Source organism: Enterobacter cloacae complex sp. S1 (genome assembly GCF_014930525.1).
GTDB classification, from domain to species: Bacteria; Pseudomonadota; Gammaproteobacteria; order Enterobacterales; family Enterobacteriaceae; genus Enterobacter; species Enterobacter hormaechei_C.
Genome location: NZ_JADBRE010000001.1, coordinates 26,052 through 47,690, shown reverse-complemented (window position 1 = coordinate 47,690; position 21,639 = coordinate 26,052). Strand labels below are relative to the sequence as shown.

Here is a 21,639-nt window from a genome sequence, read left to right as displayed (position 1 = left end):
CCCGACTGGGGCGTTTGAGAATTTATTATGCTAATCAAATTGTTAACCAAAGTTTTTGGTAGTCGTAACGATCGTACCCTGCGCCGCATGCGCAAAGCTGTGAACGTCATCAACGGTATGGAACCGGCGATGGAGAAGCTCACTGATGATGAGCTGAAAGCGAAAACCGCGGAGTTCCGTGCGCGTCTGGAGAAAGGTGAAACCTTAGAAAGCCTGATCCCGGAAGCCTTCGCCGTTGTACGTGAGGCCAGTAAACGCGTGTTCGGCATGCGTCACTTCGACGTGCAGCTGCTGGGCGGGATGGTGCTCAACGAGCGCTGCATTGCGGAAATGCGTACCGGTGAAGGTAAAACCCTGACGGCAACGCTGCCGGCTTACCTGAATGCGCTGACGGGTAAGGGCGTTCACGTTGTTACCGTCAACGACTATCTGGCGCAGCGCGACGCCGAAAACAACCGTCCACTGTTCGAATTCCTTGGCATGACCGTGGGCATTAACATGTCCGGCCTGCCGGCACCTGCCAAGCGTGAAGCGTATAACGCGGATATCACCTACGGCACCAACAACGAATACGGCTTCGACTACCTGCGTGACAACATGGCGTTCAGCCCGGAAGAGCGCGTCCAGCGTAAACTGCACTATGCGCTGGTGGATGAGGTTGACTCCATTCTGATCGATGAAGCGCGTACCCCGCTGATCATCTCCGGCCCGGCCGAAGACAGCTCCGAGATGTACCGTAAAGTCGACAAAATCATTCCTCACCTGCTGCGTCAGGAGAAAGAAGACTCCGATACTTTCCAGGGGGAAGGTCACTTCTCCGTGGATGAAAAAGCGCGTCAGGTCAACCTGACCGAACGCGGCCTGGTGAAAATCGAAGAGTTGCTGGTGGCTGAAGGCATTATGGAAGAGGGCGAGTCTCTGTACTCCCCGAGCAACATCATGCTGATGCACCACGTAACGGCCGCACTGCGCGCGCACGCCCTGTTCACCCGCGACGTTGACTACATCGTTAAAGACGGCGAAGTCATCATCGTCGATGAACACACCGGCCGTACCATGCAGGGACGTCGCTGGTCCGATGGCCTGCACCAGGCCGTGGAAGCGAAAGAAGGCGTGGATATTCAAAACGAAAACCAGACGCTGGCATCCATCACCTTCCAGAACTACTTCCGTCTGTACGAGAAGCTGGCGGGGATGACCGGTACCGCAGATACCGAAGCGTTTGAGTTCAGCTCCATCTATAAGCTGGATACCGTGGTAGTACCTACCAACCGTCCGATGATCCGTAAGGATATGCCGGACCTGGTATACATGACTGAAGCGGAAAAAATTCAGGCGATCATTGAAGATATTCGCGAACGTACCGCGAAGGGCCAGCCGGTACTGGTGGGGACCATCTCCATCGAGAAATCCGAAGTGGTATCTAACGAGCTGACCAAAGCAGGCATCAAACACAACGTTCTGAACGCCAAGTTCCACGCTAAAGAAGCAGATATCGTTGCGCAGGCCGGTTACCCGGCTGCCGTAACCATCGCCACCAACATGGCGGGTCGTGGTACCGATATTATGCTCGGCGGTAGCTGGCAGGCCGAAGTGGCGGAGCTGGAAAACCCAACCCCAGAGCAAATCGCGCAGATCAAAGCCGACTGGCAGGTGCGTCACGACGCGGTGCTGGCATCCGGTGGTCTGCACATCATTGGTACCGAGCGTCATGAATCCCGTCGTATCGATAACCAGCTGCGCGGTCGTGCAGGTCGTCAGGGTGATGCCGGTTCTTCCCGCTTCTATCTGTCTATGGAAGATGCGCTGATGCGTATTTTCGCCTCTGACCGTGTGTCCGGCATGATGCGTAAACTGGGCATGAAACCTGGCGAAGCGATCGAGCACCCGTGGGTTACCAAAGCGATTGCCAACGCCCAGCGTAAAGTGGAAAGCCGCAACTTCGATATTCGTAAGCAGCTGCTGGAATATGATGACGTTGCCAACGACCAGCGTCGTGCGATCTACACCCAGCGTAACGAACTGCTGGACGTGTCCGACGTGAGCGAAACCATCAACAGCATTCGCGAAGATGTGTTCAAGGCCACTATCGACGCTCATATTCCACCGCAGTCTCTGGAAGAAATGTGGGATATCGAAGGCTTGCAGGAACGTCTGAAAAACGACTTCGATCTCGAACTGCCAATCAAAGAGTGGCTGGACAAAGAGCCTGAGCTGCACGAAGAGACCCTGCGCGAGCGTATCTACGAAACCGCGCTGGACGTCTACAAGCGTAAGGAAGAAGTGGTTGGCGCAGAGATGATGCGTCACTTCGAGAAAGGCGTAATGTTGCAGACCCTGGACTCCCTGTGGAAAGAGCATCTGGCGGCAATGGACTACCTGCGTCAGGGTATCCACCTGCGTGGTTATGCGCAGAAAGATCCGAAGCAGGAGTACAAGCGTGAATCCTTCTCCATGTTTGCTGCCATGCTGGAGTCGCTGAAGTATGAAGTCATCAGCACCCTGAGCAAAGTTCAGGTGCGTATGCCGGAAGAAGTGGAAGCGATGGAGCAGCAGCGTCGTGAAGAAGCTGAGCGTCTGGCACAGATGCAGCAGTTGAGCCATCAGACCGATGAGAGCGAAGCCGCAGCAGCAATCGCAGCGCAGACGGGCGATCGTAAAGTCGGTCGTAACGATCCGTGCCCATGCGGTTCCGGCAAAAAATACAAGGCGTGCCACGGCCGCCTGAGCTAAGAACATAACAAACCGAAAAGGCGCAGATATCTGCGCCTTTTTTATGGAAGTGACATGATGAAAACACTGCAAATTGCTGTCGGGATCATTCGCAACCCGCAAAATCAGATCTTCATTACCCAACGTGCCGCCGATGCGCACATGGCCAACAAATGGGAATTCCCCGGCGGAAAAATCGAATCAGGTGAAACGCCGGAGCAGGCGCTGGTGCGTGAGCTTCAGGAAGAGGTGGGGATCACCCCGCTTGGCGCAACGCTGTTCGATAAGCTGGAGTACCAGTTTCCGGATCGTCACATCACGCTGTGGTTCTGGCTGGTTGAAAACTGGGAAGGTGAGCCGTGGGGAAAAGAGGGGCAGCCGGGTAACTGGATTGAGCTTCAGGCCAGCGATGCGGAAAAATTCCCGCCTGCCAATGAGCCTGTGATCCTCCGGCTGGCCGCACAACCGTAGGCCTGCTGAGCGAAGCGCCAGCAGGCTTTGAACGTTACTGCTGGTTTTCGCTCCAGTCATCGCTATCCGAGAGATCGCCTTCGCTCGGAATGCGTTTCTCTTCCGCCGCCCATTCGCCCAGGTCTATAAGCTGACAGCGCTTGCAGCAGAATGGGCGAAATGGACTCACTTCTCCCCAGACGACAGTTTTCCCACAGGTTGGGCAGTTTACGGTGGTTACGTCAGACATCGGCACTCCTTAACAACAGGCCAGTTCAAAATCGAGGCGTTCCGGCACGGTGCCATGTTCACTGTCCAGCGGCATAAAGCGGATCGCGAAACGGCTTTTATGTCCGGAAATTTGCGGGTAAAGCTGCTCGCCAAGAGACAGATTCAGGCGCAGAAGATCGGCGTCGTCGCCGTTATCCTGATAAAAACCGTTGAGACTGGTTTGTTTGCGGAACGGGGCAGAGTTACGCACAAGATCGAGGATCAGGGATAACGTCTGATTCATCGGCTCCAGGCTGCCCAGCCAGCTGTTCACCTGGCGATCGCGCTGTTCCTGCGGCATGTGCAGCCACATATGCAGCGTTGGCAGGTCAAAGCTACAGCATCCGCCCGGTATGCTCAGGCGCTGGCGCACCAGCGCAATCAGACGATCCTCTCGTAAAAACTGGCCAACGCGCGGCGCGGCCATCAGGGTCGTGCTGCTGTTTTTCAGCTGCTTGCGTAAAGCGTCAATTCGACTTTGATCCACGCCCGGTACTTCGGCCCAGGCCTGTAATTTACGCTGCTGGCGCTCCAGCTCTTTCAACAGCTCAGTGCGGACGTCGCCGCGTTCAATCACATCCAGCAGATCGCCCACGTTGCGGAAAAAATGCAGCGCCGTGGCGTGATCGTTGACAGGCAGATGTTGTGAAAGCTGTTGAATAAGAAATTCTATGCGTAGCCAGGTACGCATTTTTTCGTTAAGCGGGTGCTCAAAAAGGATATGAGTCGACATTATGGTTTTTCCTGTGCAACGGCCTGCGCGGCGAAGGTCAGATACTGCGCGTGCAGACGAGCAACATCCGATGCAATGGCATCTGGTGCGCCGTTATTATCAATAACATCATCCGCAATGGCGAGGCGCGCTTCGCGCGTGGCCTGTGCGGCAAGAATTTGTTCAGCATGCTCGCGAGAAACATTGTCACGCGCCATGGTTCTCTGGATTTGCGTTTCGCGGGAAACGTCAATCACCAGCGTTCTGTCTGCTTTATTTTGAAGCTGATTTTCCACCAGTAACGGGACCACCCACAACACATAGGGCGAAAGGGCTGCGGCAATCTGACGCTGAGTTTCCTGGTGGATAATGGGGTGGAGCAGGGCATTAAGCCAGGCTTTTTCCGCTGGATCGGAAAATATGCACTCACGCAGCTGCCGACGATTCAGGGTGCCGTCAGCCTGTATCACACGGCGACCAAAATGCGCTTCGATGGCGTTTAAGGCGGGTGTATTGGGTTCTACCACCTGACGGGCAATGATATCGGCGTCGATAATCGTGATGCCGAGACGAGCAAACGCGTGCGCAACGGTGCTTTTACCACTACCGATGCCGCCGGTTAATGCGACGATATACCCCATTAAATCAGATCCTGGGAATTATTCAGTTTTAAAATCAGTTGCTTAAAATTCAAACTTACAACAGCCAATGTTTAGCTCTCTTTACCCGCTTTTTACCAGGTAAATTTATAGGATTGTAGCGTAAAAAAAGAGAATTTCGCAGTCTTGCGGAGCAGGTATTAGTGCGTATGATAGCGTCACTGGAGTTGTGCTTTTAATATATTTGCCTCTAACCCCAGGAATCCGCACATGCGTATCGAAGAAGATCTGAAGTTAGGTTTCAAAGACGTTCTTATCCGCCCTAAACGCTCTACACTGAAAAGTCGCTCAGACGTTGAACTCGAACGTCAATTCACCTTTAAGCATTCCGGTCAGACGTGGTCTGGCGTGCCGATTATCGCGGCCAACATGGACACCGTCGGAACCTTCGAGATGGCGACCGCACTGGCGCAATTCGACATCCTTACTGCGGTACACAAACACTACCGCGCTGAAGAGTGGGATGCGTTTGTCGCCTCCGCCTCGGCTGACGTGGTGAAGCATGTGATGGTCTCGACCGGTACCTCTGATGCAGATTTCGAGAAAACCAAACAGATCCTGAACGCCAATCCAGCGCTGAATTTTGTCTGCATTGACGTGGCAAATGGTTATTCCGAGCATTTCGTTCAGTTCGTCAGCAAGGCACGTGAGGCCTGGCCAACCAAAACCATCATCGCGGGCAACGTGGTGACCGGTGAAATGTGTGAAGAGCTGATCCTCTCCGGGGCCGACATTGTAAAAGTTGGCATTGGCCCGGGGTCCGTTTGCACCACGCGCGTGAAAACCGGTGTGGGTTATCCGCAGCTGTCTGCGGTAATTGAATGCGCTGACGCTGCGCACGGTCTGGGCGGCCAGATCATCAGCGACGGTGGCTGCACCATGCCAGGCGATGTCGCGAAAGCCTTCGGCGGCGGCGCGGATTTCGTGATGCTCGGCGGCATGCTGGCTGGCCACGAAGAGAGCGGCGGTACCGTGGTGGAAGAGAACGGCGAGAAATTCATGCTGTTCTACGGAATGAGCTCTGAATCCGCGATGACCCGTCACGTGGGCGGTGTCGCGAAATACCGTGCGGCGGAAGGCAAAACCGTTAAGCTGCCACTGCGTGGTCCGGTCGAAAACACGGCGCGCGATATCCTCGGCGGTCTGCGTTCTGCCTGCACCTACGTTGGTGCTTCCCGCCTGAAAGAGCTGACGAAACGCACGACGTTTATCCGCGTTCAGGAGCAGGAAAACCGCGTATTTAATAGCCTCTGACGGCTACGGCTGGCGCGCGTCCGTGCGCCAGCGTTACCCCGCGCTCATTGCATCCCCCAGATGGAAAATCGGTAAATACATTGCCACCACCAGCGTGCCAATAATCAGACCCGTCACGACCAGTAGCAAAGGCTCAAGAAGCGCCGCCAGATTGTCTGCCTGCTGAAATGTCTGTTCCGTATGGTGGCGGGCCAGATTCATCAGCATCACATCCAGTGAACCCGACACTTCTCCGGTGCGAATGAGCTGAATACACAGTGGCGTAAAAACAGAGGCCTTCTGGAAGGAGGACCACACGGGCATCCCCTGTTCGATATCGCTGCGTATCTCACGGAGTTTCTCCTGCCAGTAGCCCCTCTCAACGGTCTCCTCCACACTCTCCAGTCCTTGTAAAAAGGCAATTCCGGCCTGCTGGGTTAATGACAGCACGGTAAAAATCTGCCCCAGTTTTTGCCCGCGCGTCAGCGTGCCCATCACCGGTACGTGTAACAAGACATACTGCCAGCGTGGATGCCGCCGCAGCTTACAGGCGATGACAACCATTGCCACGAGCAGGGCCAAAAGGGTGAGGATATGCGCCTGAACCAAGGCCGCCAGCCCCATGACTGCCTGCGTGAGCAAAGGGAGCGGGGTGTTGAACGTTTTGTAGATTGCAGCAAACTCAGGCAAAACCAGCGTGACCATCGCCAGCACCACGAAAACGGCGAGCGTCAGGATGATCAGCGGATAGCGCAGCGCTTTCTTCACCTTTGCACTGAGCTGCTGCTGGGATTTTTGTTGCTGCGCAAGCTGACGGCAGCAGGCTTCGAGCTTACCCGTTAGCTCACCCGTCTTCACCATTGAGACATAAAGAGGGCTAAACACCTCTGGCCATTTCTTCATGGCCTCTGACAGGGCGCAACCTTCGCTCAGGTCATCAGCAAGACTGTGCAGCAGCGCCTGCCAGTGCTGCAAAGGATGCTGTTCCGCCAGCATGTGCAGGCTTTGGGATAGCGTGAGTCCAGCCTGTAGCAGCGTGGCGAGCTGGCGAAAAATATCGTAGCAGTGCTGCACCTGCCATCGCTGGCGCTGCTGACAGCGTTTTAGCGCCAGCGGGTGCAGTTGTTTAAGCACCAGAGCCGTGTAAGCTGCGTCACGGTCGATGGCCCAGAGGGTGCCGGTTTGCACCTCCCCCTCGGTGTTCAGGGCACGCCAGCGCCAGAGCGAATTAGCAGCCATCGGGCATTCCCAGGACGCGCAACAGCTCTTCGAGCGTGGTCAGCCCTTGTTCTACGGCCATGCAGCCATGCTCAAACAAAGAGGTCATTCCCGCCTGACGAGCGCTGGACCCAATCACCTCCGTGCTTGCTCCGCTGGCGATGGCCTGCCGCAGCGTGTCGTCGATGACGAGCACTTCAAAAATGGCTACGCGACCATAAAAACCGTGGTAGCAGCGATCGCAGCCGGTGGGTTGCCAGCGAGGAAGCGGCCGGGGCCACAGCGTGCGGGGTAATTCGGTGTGGCGGCTGGCTTCCTGTCGGCAGTACGGACATAAACGGCGCACCAGTCGCTGGGCAATCACCATCGAGAGCGCCGAAGAGATCATCCAGCGCGCGACGCCCATCTGTTGCAGCCGTACCAGCGTTTCAGTCGTCGAATTAGTATGGAGGGTGGACAGCACCAGATGCCCGGTTTGCGCCGCCTTAATGGCAATTTCTGCCGTTTCGCCGTCACGAATTTCACCCACCATAATGATGTCAGGATCCTGCCTGAGCAGGGCACGCAGCACGCTCTGAAAGGTCAGCCCCGCGCGCGGATTAATCTGCGTCTGGTTTAAGCCTGCAAGCGGGATTTCAACGGGATCTTCCACGCTGCAAATATTGACGTCAGGGGTATTTCGCGCCTGTAACGCGCTGTACAGCGTCACCGTTTTCCCGCTACCGGTCGGGCCGGTGACCAGAATCAACCCCTGAGGGCTGTTAAGCGCCCCGGCAAAACGGGCCTGCTGGTCTGCGCTCATCCCCAGCTGTTCAAGCTCCAGTGCCTGCTGTACCTGGTGAAGCAGACGAAGCACGATTTTTTCTCCACCACTACAGGGAAGGGTTGCGATACGAAAAGAGACGGGGACGCTTGCCAGCTCCACCGTAAACTGGCCGTCCTGCGGCAGGCGGCGCTCCGCAATATCCAGTTGACCCAGCACCTTCAGGCGTGCGGCAAGCGTAGTCCCGAGGGCGGCAGAGATCGGCAGTTGCGGGTAGAGAACACCGTCGATTCGCAAACGGATCTGGTAGCCGTGCTCTGTCGGTTCAATATGGATGTCAGAAGCCCGCTGGTTTACTGCCTGCTGCAAGGTTGTACTGAGCACGTCAGCGGCTGAGTTTGGCGCTATGCCCGGCAGGTGTGATGATGAGACGGACTGAAGCCGTTTTTCCATCCGTTCTGCCGTCCAGCACTCAATATCAATGCGCTTCTGCGTGGCGAAGCGTAACGCTTCCATCAGCTCAGAGGCAGGATTACCCACCACCGCAATGCTGATCATATCGGTGTCGCTTGCGAGTAGCAGTGCGTGATGGCGCTGACAGAGCGTCATTAGCTGTTCGGTATTCATTGTCCACTCCTGTCAGTTGTTGTCGAAGCGGAAAACATCTTCACAGGCTTGTCTGAGCGCCGTGTCGGACGCAATTTTGCAGTCACGCGTCCAGCCCGTCATACCGTTACCGTCGCTCCAGATCGGTGTCATGAGCACTTCAAGTCCGTTAAGGCTTTCCTGCCCTGTTAACGATACGGCCCCCTTTGCCACGCTCATCGCTGAAACGTAACGTGTGGTTGTCGGGGAGGGGATGCCATTGGTGCCTGCGTCGCAGCTATCCACACCACCACGATCCAGGGCGCAAAGCTCAATGGCGGTGCGGTAGGGGATGAACGTTTGCAGCATATCGGTGAGCGCCGCTTTTCGCAGGTAGTTCTGATAGGCCGGAACGCCAATCGCGCTCAGGATGGCAATAATGCCAATGACCACCATTAGCTCAATCAGGGTAAATCCTTGTTGTCTGTTCATGTCTGCTCCTTACGTTAAGTGGCGCTACTGTGGCAGTGCCAGCATGCAGAAACGAGGGGCAAAAGCGTGAACGTGAAGGGGCTTTCAGGGAAATGATGCAGTGTTGCAGAGAAGGACAGCGTAATTGCGAGCGGTTTCGTATTTCCCCTCTCCGCCCGGAGAGGGGAGGATAATTTATTTGAAGCGCATCGAGAGGTCGAGGGCGCGGACGTGCTTGGTCAGGGCGCCAACGGAGATGTAATCGACGCCGGTTTCAGCAAATTCGCGGATGGTGTCGAACGTCACGTTGCCGGACACCTCAAGCTGCGCCTGGCCGTTTGTGCGTTTGACCGCTTCACGCATCTGCTCCGTGTCGAAGTTATCGAGCATGATGATGTCAGCCCCCGCTTTAATGGCCTCGTCCAGCTCCTCCAGCGTTTCCACTTCCACTTCGACCGGCACATCCGGATGTAGCCAGAAGGCTTTTTCCACGGCCTGACGCACCGAGCCAGAGGCAATAATGTGGTTCTCTTTGATCAGGAAGGCATCGGATAGCCCCAGACGATGGTTGGCGCCGCCACCGCAGAGTACCGCGTATTTCAGCGCGGTCCGCAGGCCCGGCAGAGTTTTACGGGTATCCAGCAGCTGCGTGCGGGTGCCTGCCAGCAGGTCAACGTAGCGGCGTACTTCACTGGCAACGCCAGAGAGCGTTTGCACAAAATTGAGCGCGGTGCGTTCACCGGTCAGCAAGACGCGGGACGGGCCGTCCAGCTCGAACAGTGGCTGATTCGCCGTGACCGCATCACCGTCTTCAACGTGCCATGTTACCTGCACCTCGTCGCCTGCCAGCTGGGTAAAGACCTCCTCAACCCAGCGTTTGCCGCAGAAAACCCCCGCTTCGCGGGTGATGATCACCGCATGCGAGCGTGTCTCTTTTGGCAACAATTGGGCGGTAATATCGTTATCGGCGCTGACGTCGCCGCCGAGATCTTCTTTCAGGGCATGGGCAACGCTTGCCGGGATATCACTATTAATACGTTCCAGAAGCGCGTCACGTCGGTGGTCGGGGTTATAGCGGCGAGGCGGCATGATAAAACTCCAAATTGGTAACGAATCATAATATTGAAACATGCTACTCTGAACCGAGTAACAGCACCATAGATAAGGAGTTCCAGCATGTTGTTAGAAAACGGATGGCTGGTGGACGCGCGGCATGTACCGTCGCCGCACCACGACTGCCGCCCGGAGGATGAAAAGCCCACACTGCTGGTGGTTCACAATATTAGTCTCCCGCCGGGTGAGTTTGGCGGTCCGTGGATCGATGCGTTATTCACTGGAACGATAGATCCCGATGCCCACCCCTTCTTTGCTGAGATTGCGCATCTGCGCGTATCGGCGCACTGTCTGATCCGTCGTGATGGCGAAGTGGTTCAGTATGTTCCTTTTGATAAGCGAGCCTGGCATGCCGGCGTGTCGATGTATCAGGGGCGCGAGCGGTGCAATGATTTCTCTATTGGAATTGAACTGGAAGGAACGGACACCACGCCTTACACCGATGCGCAATATGAGAAACTGGTTGCTGTAACGCAAACGTTAATCGGGCGCTATCCCGCCATTGCAGACAATATTACAGGGCACAGCGACATCGCCCCCGAAAGAAAAACCGACCCCGGCCCGGCGTTTGACTGGTCCCGGTTTCACGCCATGCTTACCACGTCGTCAGATAAGGAGATAACATGACGTTGTTTACCATGCTGCTGGTTATGATCGCTGAACGCCTGTTTAAGCTCGGCGAGCACTGGCATCTGGATCACCGGCTGGAGGTGTTATTCCGCCGCATCAGGCATTTTTCCATGCTGCGCACGTTGCTGATGGCGGCAGGCGTGATGGCGATTACGTTCCTGTTGCTGCGCTCGCTTTACGGCCTCTTTTTCAACGTGCCGCTGCTGGTGGTGTGGATCCTGCTCGGCGTGCTGTGTATTGGCGCGGGCAAGGTGCGTTTGCACTATCACGCGTATCTGAAAGCCGCTTCCCGGGATGATGCCCACGCGCGCGGCGCGATGGCGAGCGAGTTGACGATGATCCACGGCGTACCGCCGGATTGCGATGAACGCGAGTTTCTGCGGGAGCTGCAAAACGCGCTGCTGTGGATCAACTTCCGTTACTACCTGGCGCCGCTGTTCTGGTTCGTGGTGGGCGGACCCTGGGGGCCGGTACTGCTGATGGGTTATGCGTTCCTGCGCGCCTGGCAGACCTGGCTTGCCCGCTATCTTACGCCGCATGAACGTCTACAGTCCGGCATTGATGCCATCCTGCACGTGCTCGACTGGCTTCCGGTGCGTCTGGTAGGCGTGGTCTATGCCCTCATCGGTCACGGTGAAAAGGCGCTGCCCGCGTGGTTTGTCTCCCTTGCAGACCGCCATACCTCGCAGTATCAGGTTTTAACCCGACTGGCACAGTTCTCGCTGGCGCGTGAGCCGCACACGGATAAAGTCGCAACGCCAAAAGCTGCCGTCTCGATGGCGAAGAAAACATCCTTTGTGGTGGTGGTGATTGTGGCGCTGCTAACGATTTACGGCACGCTGGTCTGACCCAGCGCGCCGAAGCCGTTACGGCGTATCCGCGGGCGGGATGCCGAAGTCAGGCATCCCGTTTTCGTTCCAGCGGACGAGTTTCAGGCGAGTATGGCGATTGGGATCGTAAAGCGGATCGCCTTCAATTTCAGTGTAGTTTCGCGCGTGGTAGACCAGCACATCTTCGCCTTCCGGCGTCTGCGTAAAGCTGTTATGGCCTGGCCCATACTGACGGTTTTCGTAGCTGGTGACGAACACCGGGCGCGGGGATTTATGCCAGTTAGCCGGGTTTTGCGGATCGGCATTCAGGTCTGCCCACAGTAATCCCATGCAGTAGTTCTCGTCGGTGGCGCTGGCGGAATAGCTGATAAACAGCTTATCGCCATGGAACAGCACCGCCGGGCCTTCGTTGACCCAGAACCCACGGCACTCCCAGTCATATTCCGGTTTACTGAGCATCACCGGCTCGCCTTTCAGCGTCCACGGATTTTCCATTTCACACAGGTAAAGATTGGAGTTACCGGAAATGTCCGGGGCTTTTTGCGCCCACAGATACCAGCGTTTACCCTGATGAACAAAGGTGGTGGCATCCAGCGCGAAGGTGTCAAACGGGGTTTTGATTTGCCCTTTTTCCACCCACGTACCGGTGAGCGGATCGCGATCTGCACATTCAATGGCAAACATGCGATGCTGGAACATCCCGAGCTGATCGAGCGCCTGGGTATGCGTGGCGGCAAAATAGATGTACCACCTGCCGTCGATATGATGCAGCTCCGGTGCCCAGATCAGCTGGCTCATCGGGCCGGTGTCGGGCTTGCGCCAGGCAACCACCTCTTCGGCATCGCGTAAACCTTCCAGCGAGTCCGCGCGGCGGATCGCCAGCCGATCGTACTCCGGTACGGAGGCGATAAAGTAATATTGCCCATCGTGACGCAGGATATACGGGTCGGCGCGTTGTTCAATAAACGGGTTTGGCCAGGTTTGCATTCGGCTTTCCTTATTTAGTCTCAGCGGCTTTGAGTTCCTGATAATCGTTCAGCTCGCGATAGTTGGTGCGACGCTTTTCCAGATCGGACTGGATCTGCTTCATGGTCTCACGGTCCACTTTCAGCAGACGTACTACGCCCGCGGTAATTAAGTATCCAATGCCGGGAATGACGGTAAACAGCAGCACGATCCCGTTGATGGCATCCGCGCTCTGCGCTTTTGCGCCCGCGTCGTAACCGTACCAGGAGAGCAGGAAGCCGACCATTGCCCCGGCAATCGCCAGACCCAGCTTCAGGAAGAAGATGTTGCCGGAGAAGCTGATCCCGGTGATGCGTTTCCCGGTTTTCCACTCGCCGTAGTCATCCACGTCGGCCATCAGCGACCAGTGCAGCGGAGACGGAATTTGATGCAGGATATTCAGCAGGAAGTAGAGCACGACAATGGTTGTCGTCGCTTTCGGGTCGAAGAAGTAAAAGGCGCAGGAGAAAATCGCCAGCACGATGTTGGTCCAGAAGAAGACCTTCAGCTTACACCAGCGGTCGGTCAGCACTTTCGCCAGCATACTGCCGAACATCATGCCGACCACGCCCAGGCTGATAAACAGCGTGGCGAAATGGGTGCTTTGCCCCATGACCCAGGTGACGTAATACATGGTGGCCGCCATGCGGATAAAGCCAGGGCAGACGTTGCACAGGGTTAACAGCAGGATCCGCACCCACTGGTCATTCTTCCACACGTCTTTCAGGTCGTTTTTCAGTTCGTCATGAGTTTGCACCGCCGGACGCACGCGCTCCCGCACCGTGGCGAAGCAGAACAGGAACATGCAGGTACCAATCAGCGCCAGCACGGTCATCGCCATCTGGTAGCCTTTGGCTTTGTTATCCCCACCGAACCAGTCGGCCATCGGCAGGAGCGTCAGCGACAGCAGCAGCGTGGCGATACCAACCATAACAAAACGGTAGGACTGGCAGGCAACGCGCTCTTTCGGGTCGTTGGTGATCACGCCGCCGAGCGAGCAGTACGGAATGTTGATGGCGGTATAGGTCAGCGACAGCAGGAAATAGGTGACAAACGCATAGATAACTTTGCTGTTATAGCTCCAGTCAGGCGTGGTAAACATCAGGATGCTGAACAGCGCGTAGGGGAAGGCAATCCACAGCAGCCATGGACGAAACCGGCCATATTTGCTGCGGGTACGGTCGGCAATCGCGCCCATAATTGGGTCCGTGACGGCATCAATGACGCGTACGGACAGGAGTAAAACGCCAACCAGTGCAGGAGCCAGACCAAAAATATCCGTATAAAAGTAGTTAACAAATAACATGATGGCGCCAAAGATGATGTTGCATCCGGCGTCACCCATGCCATAGCCGATCTTTTCTTTTACTGACAGTTTGTTGTTATTCATCGACAGCTCTCCGGGTTTCGGTATGGAGAGAATTATTCGCTGGCAAACGAATATATGCGTTGCAATATAAAGGCGGTGATATGGAGGATTTTGCTGTGGGCGCGAATTTGTGAGGAAGGTAACAAGACGCTGTACCCGCAACCGCGAGTACAGCGAGAAAACACTTAGTGCGCTTTCACCGTTTTGGCATTTTTCTGTTTCACCATATAACCCACGCCGAGGATCGCAATCCAGACCGGGATCAGGTAGACGGAAATCGCCATGCCTGGGGTGATGAGCATAATGACCAGCACAGCTGCCATGAACAGCAGGCAAACCCAGTTCCCCAGCGGATAGAGCAGGGCAGGGAAGCGCGTGGTTACGCCCTGCTGGTGCTTGGCGCGGCGGAACTTGATGTGCGCGAGGCTAATCATCGCCCAGTTAATCACCAGCGCGGAAACCACCAGCGCCATCAGCAGACCGAAGGCAGATTCCGGTGCCAGGTAGTTAATCAGAACGCACAGCGCCGTCACGACCGCCGACACGATGATGGTATTAACCGGTACGCCACGCTTATCAACGGTAAGCAGCGCTTTCGGTGCGTTGCCCTGTTGCGCCAGGCCGAACAGCATACGGCTGTTGCAGTAAACGCAGCTGTTATAAACGGAGAGCGCGGCGGTCAGCACCACGACGTTGAGCGCGTTCGCCACGAAGGTGTCGCCCAGCTCGTGGAAGATGAGCACAAACGGGCTGGTATCCGCCGTCACGCGCGTCCATGGCAGCAGGGAGAGCAGGACCGCCAGGGAGCCCACATAGAAGATCAGAATACGGTAGATAACCTGGTTAGTGGCTTTCGGAATGCTCTGCTCCGGGTTGTCGGCTTCCGCGGCGGTGATGCCCACCAGCTCCAGACCGCCGAAGGAGAACATGATAATTGCCATCATCATCACCAGACCGGTCATGCCGTGCGGCAGGAACCCGCCTTGCTCCCAAAGGTTGCGCACGGTGGCCTGCGGACCGCCGTTGCCGCTGAACAGCAGCCAGCCGCCGAAGATGATCATCGCTACAACGGCAATCACTTTGATGATGGCAAACCAGAACTCCATCTCACCAAACACTTTTACGTTGGTCAGGTTAATGGCATTGATAATGACGAAGAAGGCCGCCGCAGACGCCCAGGTGGGGATCTCCGGGTACCAGAACTGAATGTATTTCCCAACGGCGGTCAGCTCGGCCATGGCAACCAGAACGTACAGAACCCAGTAGTTCCACCCCGAGGCGAAACCTGCGAAGCTGCCCCAGTATTTATAGGCGAAGTGGCTGAATGAGCCTGCGACCGGCTCCTCAACAACCATTTCACCTAACTGGCGCATAATCAGAAATGCAATAAAACCCGCAATCGCGTACCCCAGAATAATGCCCGGACCGGCCGACTGGATAACCGATGCACTGCCCAGAAACAGGCCAGTACCAATAGCACCGCCCAGGGCGATGAGCTGAATATGGCGGTTTTTAAGGCCGCGCTTTAGCTGATCGCCATGCTGTTGAGCTTCCATTTGAAACCTCGTGTGTGGTTGTTATGTTCACGCTGTGCGTGTGTAATTATGAAAGTCCATATTCTGTATTTATTTCTTTACGGTTAACGATACCGAAAAAAGCGGAGATGGCTTCCGTTAGCGCAAGAATAGTGGTAAGCGCCAGCGAATGCACCTGCTTTATGAAGGGATGAAGACGACTTGAATAAAAAGAAACCAATTGTAAATCGGTACGTTAACCCCTCATACCCCAATCTATAGAATAGAAATGCGTCAGAAGAGGGCGAATTTTCATTTTTTGCCTTGTTGAATCGCTTCAGATTGCAAAAACCCTCGTTTCATTATGGTTAAAGCTGCCTCTTTGGTAGTAACCATTTCATTTGTGCAAAGTTACATTCCTGAAACGTTAGTTCTGTAAGGTTGTTAAAATGTGCCGGGTTTACTGATTTCAATCAAAACCAATATGGACAGAAGGTGAATACTTTGTTACTTTAGCGATACGAACATGAAATTGGTAAGACCAATTGACTCCGGGCAAAAAGGCGTAAGACAGGGAATATGGCCTACAGCAAAATTCGCCAACCAAAACTTTCCGATGTGATTGAGCAGCAGCTGGAGTTTTTGATTCTCGAAGGGACACTGCGCCCGGGCGAGAAACTCCCGCCAGAACGCGAGCTGGCAAAACAGTTCGACGTTTCACGCCCCTCTCTGCGTGAGGCGATTCAACGTCTCGAAGCAAAGGGCCTGTTGCTCCGTCGCCAGGGTGGCGGAACCTTTGTGCAAAACAGCCTGTGGCAGAGCTTCAGCGACCCGCTGGTAGAACTTCTCTCTGACCACCCAGAATCCCAGTTTGATCTGCTTGAGACCCGTCACGCGCTGGAAGGTATCGCGGCTTATTACGCCGCCCTTCGCAGCACTGATGAAGACCGCGTACGTATTCGCGAGCTGCATCAGGCCATTGAACGGGCACAGCAGTCCGGCGATTTAGACGCCGAGTCCAATGCCGTCGTCCAGTATCAAATTGCCGTCACCGAAGCGGCGCACAACGTGGTGCTCCTCCATCTGCTACGCTGCATGGAGCCGATGCTGGCCCAGAACGTTCGTCAGAATTTTGAATTGTTGTATGCCCGTCGGGAGATGCTCCCGCTGGTAAGCAACCATCGCACCCGAGTATTCGAGGCGATAATGGCCGGGGAACCGGAGCAGGCGCGCGAAGCGTCGCACCGCCATCTGGCTTTCATTGAGGAAATCTTGCTGGACCGCAGCCGTGAACAATCGCGTCGCGAACGTTCATTACGCCGCATACAGCAACGAAAGGATTAAGCGCCAGGTACTTTTAGAGCGCGGCAACTAAACGCAGAACCTGTCTTATTGTGTTTTCTGGCGAAAATACAATGGGACAGGTTCCAGACAAATCAACGTATTAGATAGATAAGGAATACCCCCATGTCAGAACGTCTCCAAAATGACGTGGATCCGATCGAAACTCGCGACTGGCTACAGGCGATCGAATCGGTCATCCGTGAAGAAGGTGTTGAGCGCGCTCAGTATCTGATTGATCAGCTGCTTTCAGAAGCACGCAAAGGCGGCGTGAAAGTGGCTTCAGGTGCAGGGGCTAGCAACTACGTAAACACGATTGCCGTCGAAGACGAACCGGAATACCCGGGCAATCTGGATCTGGAACGCCGTATCCGTTCTGCTATCCGCTGGAACGCCATCATGACCGTTCTGCGCGCATCCAAGAAGGACCTGGAACTGGGTGGCCACATGGCGTCCTTCCAGTCTTCTGCGACCATTTACGAAGTGTGCTTCAACCACTTCTTCCGTGCAGCTAACGAGAAAGATGGCGGCGATCTGGTGTACTTCCAGGGCCACATCTCTCCGGGCATCTATGCACGTGCCTTCCTGGAAGGTCGTCTGACTGAAGAGCAGATGAACAACTTCCGTCAGGAAGTTCACGGTAAGGGTCTGTCTTCTTACCCGCACCCTAAACTGATGCCTGAGTTCTGGCAGTTCCCGACCGTATCTATGGGTCTGGGTCCAATCGGTGCGATCTATCAGGCTAAATTCCTGAAGTACCTGGAACACCGTGGTCTGAAAGACACCTCTGAGCAGACCGTTTACGCCTTCCTGGGCGACGGTGAAATGGATGAGCCAGAATCTAAAGGCGCGATCACCATCGCGACCCGTGAGAAGCTGGACAACCTGTGCTTCATCATCAACTGTAACCTGCAACGTCTGGATGGTCCGGTAACCGGTAACGGCAAGATCATCAACGAACTGGAAGGCATCTTCGCAGGTGCTGGCTGGAACGTGATCAAAGTGATGTGGGGCGGTCGTTGGGATGAGCTGCTGCGTAAAGACACCAGCGGTAAACTGATCCAGCTGATGAACGAAACCGTTGACGGCGACTACCAGACCTTCAAATCCAAAGACGGTGCCTACGTTCGTGAGCACTTCTTCGGCAAATATCCTGAAACCGCAGCCCTGGTTGCAGACTGGACTGACGAGCAGATCTGGGCGCTGAACCGCGGTGGTCACGATCCGAAGAAAGTTTACGCTGCACTGAAAAAAGCGCGTGAAACCAAAGGTAAAGCGACTGTGATCCTGGCCCACACCATCAAAGGTTACGGCATGGGTGATACCGCAGAAGGTAAAAACATCGCTCACCAGGTTAAGAAAATGAACATGGACGGCGTGCGTTATATCCGCGACCGTTTCAACGTTCCAGTGACCGATGAGCAGGTAGAAAAACTGTCTTACATCACCTTCCCGGAAGGTTCTGAAGAGCACAAGTACCTGCACGAACGTCGTCAGGCGCTGAAAGGCTACCTGCCTGCTCGTCAGCCTAACTTCACCGAGAAGCTGGAACTGCCAGCGCTGGAAGATTTCTCTCAGCTGCTGGAAGAGCAGAACAAAGAGATCTCTACCACTATCGCTTTCGTTCGTGCCCTGAACGTGATGCTGAAGAACAAGTCGATCAAAGATCGTCTGGTTCCAATTATCGCCGACGAAGCGCGTACTTTCGGTATGGAAGGTCTGTTCCGTCAGATCGGTATCTACAGCCCGAACGGTCAGCAGTACACCCCGCAGGATCGTGAGCAGGTTGCATACTACAAAGAAGACGAGAAAGGTCAGATCCTTCAGGAAGGTATCAACGAACTGGGTGCAGGCGCATCCTGGCTGGCTGCTGCGACTTCTTACAGCACCAACAACCTGCCGATGATCCCGTTCTACATCTACTACTCCATGTTCGGGTTCCAGCGTATCGGTGACCTGTGCTGGCAGGCAGGCGACCAGCAGGCTCGCGGCTTCCTGATCGGTGGTACTTCTGGTCGTACGACCCTGAACGGTGAAGGTCTACAGCACGAAGATGGTCACAGCCACATTCAGTCTCTGACTATCCCTAACTGTATCTCTTACGACCCGTCTTACGCGTACGAAGTGGCAGTCATCATGCATGACGGCTTGCAGCGCATGTACGGTGAAGCGCAAGAGAATATTTACTACTACATCACCACCCTGAACGAAAACTACCACATGCCGGCAATGCCAGCAGGTGCCGAGGAAGGTATCCGTAAAGGTATCTACAAACTCGAAACCATCGAAGGTAGCAAAGGTAAAGTTCAGCTGCTGGGCTCCGGTTCTATCCTGCGTCACGTTCGTGAAGCAGCGCAGATCCTGGCGAAAGACTACGGTGTGGGTTCCGACGTGTACTCTGTGACCTCCTTCACTGAACTGGCGCGTGATGGCCAGGATTGTGAGCGCTGGAACATGCTGCACCCAATGGAAACCCCACGCGTTCCGTACATCGCTCAGGTGATGAACGACGCGCCAGCGGTGGCGTCTACTGACTATATGAAACTGTTCGCTGAGCAGGTTCGTACTTACGTTCCATCTGATGATTATCGCGTACTGGGTACTGACGGCTTCGGTCGTTCTGACAGCCGCGAAAACCTGCGTCACCACTTCGAAGTTGATGCTTCCTACGTGGTAGTAGCAGCACTGGGCGAACTGGCTAAACGTGGCGAAATCGATAAGAAAGTGGTTGCAGACGCAATCACCAAATTCAACATCGATGCAGATAAAGTTAACCCGCGTCTGGCGTAAGAGGTAAAAGAATAATGGCTATCGAAATCAATGTACCGGACATCGGGGCTGATGAAGTTGAAATCACCGAGATCCTGGTCAAAGTGGGCGACAAAGTTGAAGCTGAACAGTCGCTGATCACCGTAGAAGGCGACAAAGCTTCTATGGAAGTCCCGTCTCCTCAGGCTGGCATCGTTAAAGAGATCAAAGTCTCTGTTGGCGATAAAACCGAGACCGGTAAACTGATCATGATTTTCGATTCCGCCGACGGTGCAGCAGCTGCTGCACCTGCGCAGGAAGAGAAGAAAGAAGCCGCTCCTGCTGCTGCTCCAGCAGCGGCCGCGGCAGCGAAAGAAGTGAACGTGCCTGACATCGGCGGTGACGAAGTTGAAGTCACTGAAATCCTGGTGAAAGTGGGCGATACCGTTGCGGCCGAGCAGTCACTGATCACCGTAGAAGGCGACAAAGCCTCTATGGAAGTGCCGGCACCGTTCGCGGGTACCGTTAAAGAGATCAAGATCAACACCGGCGACAAAGTGTCTACGGGTTCCCTGATCATGATTTTCGAAGTGGCGGGCGCTGAAGGCGCTGCGGCTCCAGCGAAAGCGGAAGCTGCTCCGGCTGCTGCACCAGCGGCTGCTGGCGGCGTGAAAGACGTTAACGTACCGGACATCGGCGGTGACGAAGTTGAAGTGACCGAAGTGATGGTAAAAGTGGGCGACAAAGTTGCCGCTGAACAGTCACTGATCACCGTTGAAGGCGACAAAGCTTCTATGGAAGTGCCTGCGCCGTTCGCCGGTACCGTTAAAGAGATCAAAATCAACACCGGCGACAAAGTATCTACCGGCTCTCTGATCATGGTCTTCGAAGTGGAAGGCGCAGCACCTGCCGCCGCTCCAGCTGCCGCGGCTGCTCCGGCACCGGCTGCTGCACCGGCTCAGGTTGCTAAACCGGCTGCTGCCCCTGCTGCTAAAGCAGAAAAATCTGAGTTCGCTGAAAACGACGCTTACGTCCACGCGACTCCGCTGATTCGTCGCCTGGCGCGCGAATTCGGTGTGAACCTGGCGAAAGTGAAGGGCACTGGCCGTAAAGGCCGTATCCTGCGCGAAGACGTTCAGGCTTACGTGAAAGATGCGGTGAAACGCGCCGAAGCTGCACCTGCTGCTGCTGCCGGTGGCGGTATCCCGGGCATGCTGCCATGGCCGAAAGTGGACTTCAGCAAGTTCGGTGAAATCGAAGAAGTGGAACTGGGCCGTATCCAGAAAATCTCGGGTGCTAACCTGAGCCGTAACTGGGTAATGATCCCGCACGTTACCCACTTCGATAAGACCGATATCACCGATCTGGAAGCGTTCCGTAAACAGCAGAACGCCGAAGCTGAGAAGCGTAAGCTGGACGTGAAGTTCACTCCAGTGGTCTTCATCATGAAAGCGGTTGCCGCTGCCCTTGAGCAGATGCCTCGCTTCAACAGCTCCCTGTCCGAAGACGGCCAGAAGCTGACGCTGAAGAAGTACATCAACATCGGTGTTGCGGTTGATACGCCAAATGGTCTGGTTGTTCCGGTCTTCAAAGACGTGAACAAGAAGAGCGTCACTGAGCTGTCCCGTGAACTGACCACCATCTCCAAAAAAGCGCGTGATGGTAAGCTGACTGCCGGCGAAATGCAGGGCGGCTGCTTCACTATCTCCAGCATCGGCGGCCTGGGTACCACCCACTTCGCGCCGATTGTGAACGCGCCGGAAGTGGCTATCCTCGGTGTGTCCAAGTCCGCGATGGAGCCGGTGTGGAATGGCAAAGAGTTCGTGCCGCGTCTGATGATGCCAATCTCTCTGTCCTTCGACCACCGCGTGATCGACGGGGCTGATGGTGCGCGTTTCATCACCATCATCAACAACATGCTGAGCGACATTCGCCGCCTGGTGATGTAATCGAAAAGCCGGCCAGTCGGCCGGCTTTTTTCTGATAATCTCATGGGGTTTTTGAGGTTATTGGTGA

General features: G+C 55.3%; 18 protein-coding genes. 8 read left to right on the top strand and 10 right to left on the bottom strand.

Annotated features, from left to right (window positions below; genetic code table 11):
* The first annotated feature begins 27 nt into the window (after positions 1 to 27).
* Positions 28 to 2,733, top strand: a complete 2,706-nt coding sequence (secA, locus tag IM290_RS00205; RefSeq protein WP_015572673.1) for a preprotein translocase subunit SecA — start codon at positions 28 to 30, stop codon at positions 2,731 to 2,733.
* A 57-nt stretch (positions 2,734 to 2,790) separates the two neighbouring features.
* A complete protein-coding gene (gene mutT / locus IM290_RS00200) occupies positions 2,791 to 3,183 on the top strand; it encodes an 8-oxo-dGTP diphosphatase MutT (RefSeq protein ID WP_026080649.1) in 393 nt (130 codons plus the stop codon).
* A gap of 34 nt (positions 3,184 to 3,217) precedes the next feature.
* Here the strand turns inward: mutT and yacG are convergent, their stop codons facing one another.
* The 3 genes from yacG to coaE are packed head-to-tail and all read right to left on the bottom strand — an operon-like array spanning position 3,218 to position 4,785.
* A complete protein-coding gene (gene yacG, locus IM290_RS00195) occupies positions 3,218 to 3,412 on the bottom strand; it encodes a DNA gyrase inhibitor YacG (protein ID WP_003856332.1) in 195 nt (64 codons plus the stop codon).
* A gap of 9 nt (positions 3,413 to 3,421) precedes the next feature.
* The gene (zapD, locus tag IM290_RS00190; RefSeq protein WP_017383779.1) at positions 3,422 to 4,165 is read right to left on the bottom strand and encodes a cell division protein ZapD; all 744 of its coding nucleotides are present in this window, start codon (positions 4,163 to 4,165) and stop codon (positions 3,422 to 3,424) included.
* Positions 4,165 to 4,785: a dephospho-CoA kinase gene (gene coaE / locus IM290_RS00185; protein ID WP_017383778.1), complete on the bottom strand. Its 621-nt coding sequence runs from the start codon at positions 4,783 to 4,785 to the stop codon at positions 4,165 to 4,167. The genes zapD and coaE overlap by 1 nt, the downstream gene beginning before the upstream one ends.
* A gap of 228 nt (positions 4,786 to 5,013) precedes the next feature.
* Between coaE and IM290_RS00180 the strand changes: the two genes are divergently transcribed.
* On the top strand, positions 5,014 to 6,057 hold the full coding sequence (locus IM290_RS00180; protein WP_193042063.1) for a GMP reductase: 1,044 nt from the start codon (positions 5,014 to 5,016) through the stop codon (positions 6,055 to 6,057).
* 33 nt (positions 6,058 to 6,090) lie between these two features.
* Here the strand turns inward: IM290_RS00180 and hofC are convergent, their stop codons facing one another.
* The 4 genes from hofC to nadC form a co-directional block, all read right to left on the bottom strand.
* Positions 6,091 to 7,275 (bottom strand): protein transport protein HofC, encoded by a 1,185-nt coding sequence (gene hofC / locus IM290_RS00175; RefSeq protein ID WP_032647252.1) that lies wholly within the window; start codon positions 7,273 to 7,275, stop codon positions 6,091 to 6,093.
* Positions 7,265 to 8,644 carry a type II secretion system protein GspE gene (gene gspE, locus IM290_RS00170; RefSeq protein ID WP_015572679.1) on the bottom strand — a complete coding sequence of 460 codons (1,380 nt, stop codon included), beginning with the start codon at positions 8,642 to 8,644 and terminating at the stop codon, positions 7,265 to 7,267. Before gspE ends, hofC begins: the two co-directional genes overlap by 11 nt.
* Before the next feature lie 12 nt (positions 8,645 to 8,656).
* Positions 8,657 to 9,094 carry a prepilin peptidase-dependent pilin gene (gene ppdD / locus IM290_RS00165; RefSeq protein WP_015572680.1) on the bottom strand — a complete coding sequence of 146 codons (438 nt, stop codon included), beginning with the start codon at positions 9,092 to 9,094 and terminating at the stop codon, positions 8,657 to 8,659.
* Between the two features lie 174 nt (positions 9,095 to 9,268).
* Positions 9,269 to 10,162 (bottom strand): carboxylating nicotinate-nucleotide diphosphorylase, encoded by an 894-nt coding sequence (gene nadC / locus IM290_RS00160; protein WP_015572681.1) that lies wholly within the window; start codon positions 10,160 to 10,162, stop codon positions 9,269 to 9,271.
* A gap of 87 nt (positions 10,163 to 10,249) precedes the next feature.
* Between nadC and ampD the strand changes: the two genes are divergently transcribed.
* Together ampD and ampE are read left to right on the top strand one after the other, a co-directional pair.
* Positions 10,250 to 10,813 carry a 1,6-anhydro-N-acetylmuramyl-L-alanine amidase AmpD gene (gene ampD / locus IM290_RS00155; RefSeq protein WP_017694507.1) on the top strand — a complete coding sequence of 188 codons (564 nt, stop codon included), beginning with the start codon at positions 10,250 to 10,252 and terminating at the stop codon, positions 10,811 to 10,813.
* Positions 10,810 to 11,664, top strand: a complete 855-nt coding sequence (gene ampE, locus IM290_RS00150) for a beta-lactamase regulator AmpE (protein ID WP_003856320.1) — start codon at positions 10,810 to 10,812, stop codon at positions 11,662 to 11,664. The genes ampD and ampE overlap by 4 nt, the downstream gene beginning before the upstream one ends.
* 18 nt (positions 11,665 to 11,682) lie before the next feature.
* Here ampE and IM290_RS00145 read toward each other — a convergent pair whose 3' ends face one another.
* From IM290_RS00145 to aroP, 3 genes are all read right to left on the bottom strand, one after another.
* On the bottom strand, positions 11,683 to 12,633 hold the full coding sequence (locus IM290_RS00145; RefSeq protein WP_047717357.1) for a family 43 glycosylhydrolase: 951 nt from the start codon (positions 12,631 to 12,633) through the stop codon (positions 11,683 to 11,685).
* 10 nt (positions 12,634 to 12,643) lie between these two features.
* Positions 12,644 to 14,041, bottom strand: coding sequence for a glycoside-pentoside-hexuronide (GPH):cation symporter (locus IM290_RS00140; RefSeq protein ID WP_045344466.1), 1,398 nt, complete (start codon positions 14,039 to 14,041; stop codon positions 12,644 to 12,646).
* A 164-nt stretch (positions 14,042 to 14,205) separates the two neighbouring features.
* Positions 14,206 to 15,576 (bottom strand): aromatic amino acid transporter AroP, encoded by a 1,371-nt coding sequence (gene aroP / locus IM290_RS00135; protein ID WP_015572685.1) that lies wholly within the window; start codon positions 15,574 to 15,576, stop codon positions 14,206 to 14,208.
* Between the two features lie 537 nt (positions 15,577 to 16,113).
* Here aroP and pdhR point away from each other — a divergent pair.
* The 3 genes from pdhR to aceF all read left to right on the top strand — a co-directional run bounded on the left by pdhR (position 16,114) and on the right by aceF (position 21,572).
* Positions 16,114 to 16,878: a pyruvate dehydrogenase complex transcriptional repressor PdhR gene (gene pdhR / locus IM290_RS00130; RefSeq protein ID WP_015572686.1), complete on the top strand. Its 765-nt coding sequence runs from the start codon at positions 16,114 to 16,116 to the stop codon at positions 16,876 to 16,878.
* A 123-nt stretch (positions 16,879 to 17,001) separates the two neighbouring features.
* Positions 17,002 to 19,665, top strand: coding sequence for a pyruvate dehydrogenase (acetyl-transferring), homodimeric type (aceE, locus tag IM290_RS00125; RefSeq protein ID WP_193042064.1), 2,664 nt, complete (start codon positions 17,002 to 17,004; stop codon positions 19,663 to 19,665).
* 14 nt (positions 19,666 to 19,679) lie between these two features.
* Positions 19,680 to 21,572 carry a pyruvate dehydrogenase complex dihydrolipoyllysine-residue acetyltransferase gene (gene aceF, locus IM290_RS00120; RefSeq protein WP_193042065.1) on the top strand — a complete coding sequence of 631 codons (1,893 nt, stop codon included), beginning with the start codon at positions 19,680 to 19,682 and terminating at the stop codon, positions 21,570 to 21,572.
* Positions 21,573 to 21,639 lie beyond the last annotated feature (67 nt).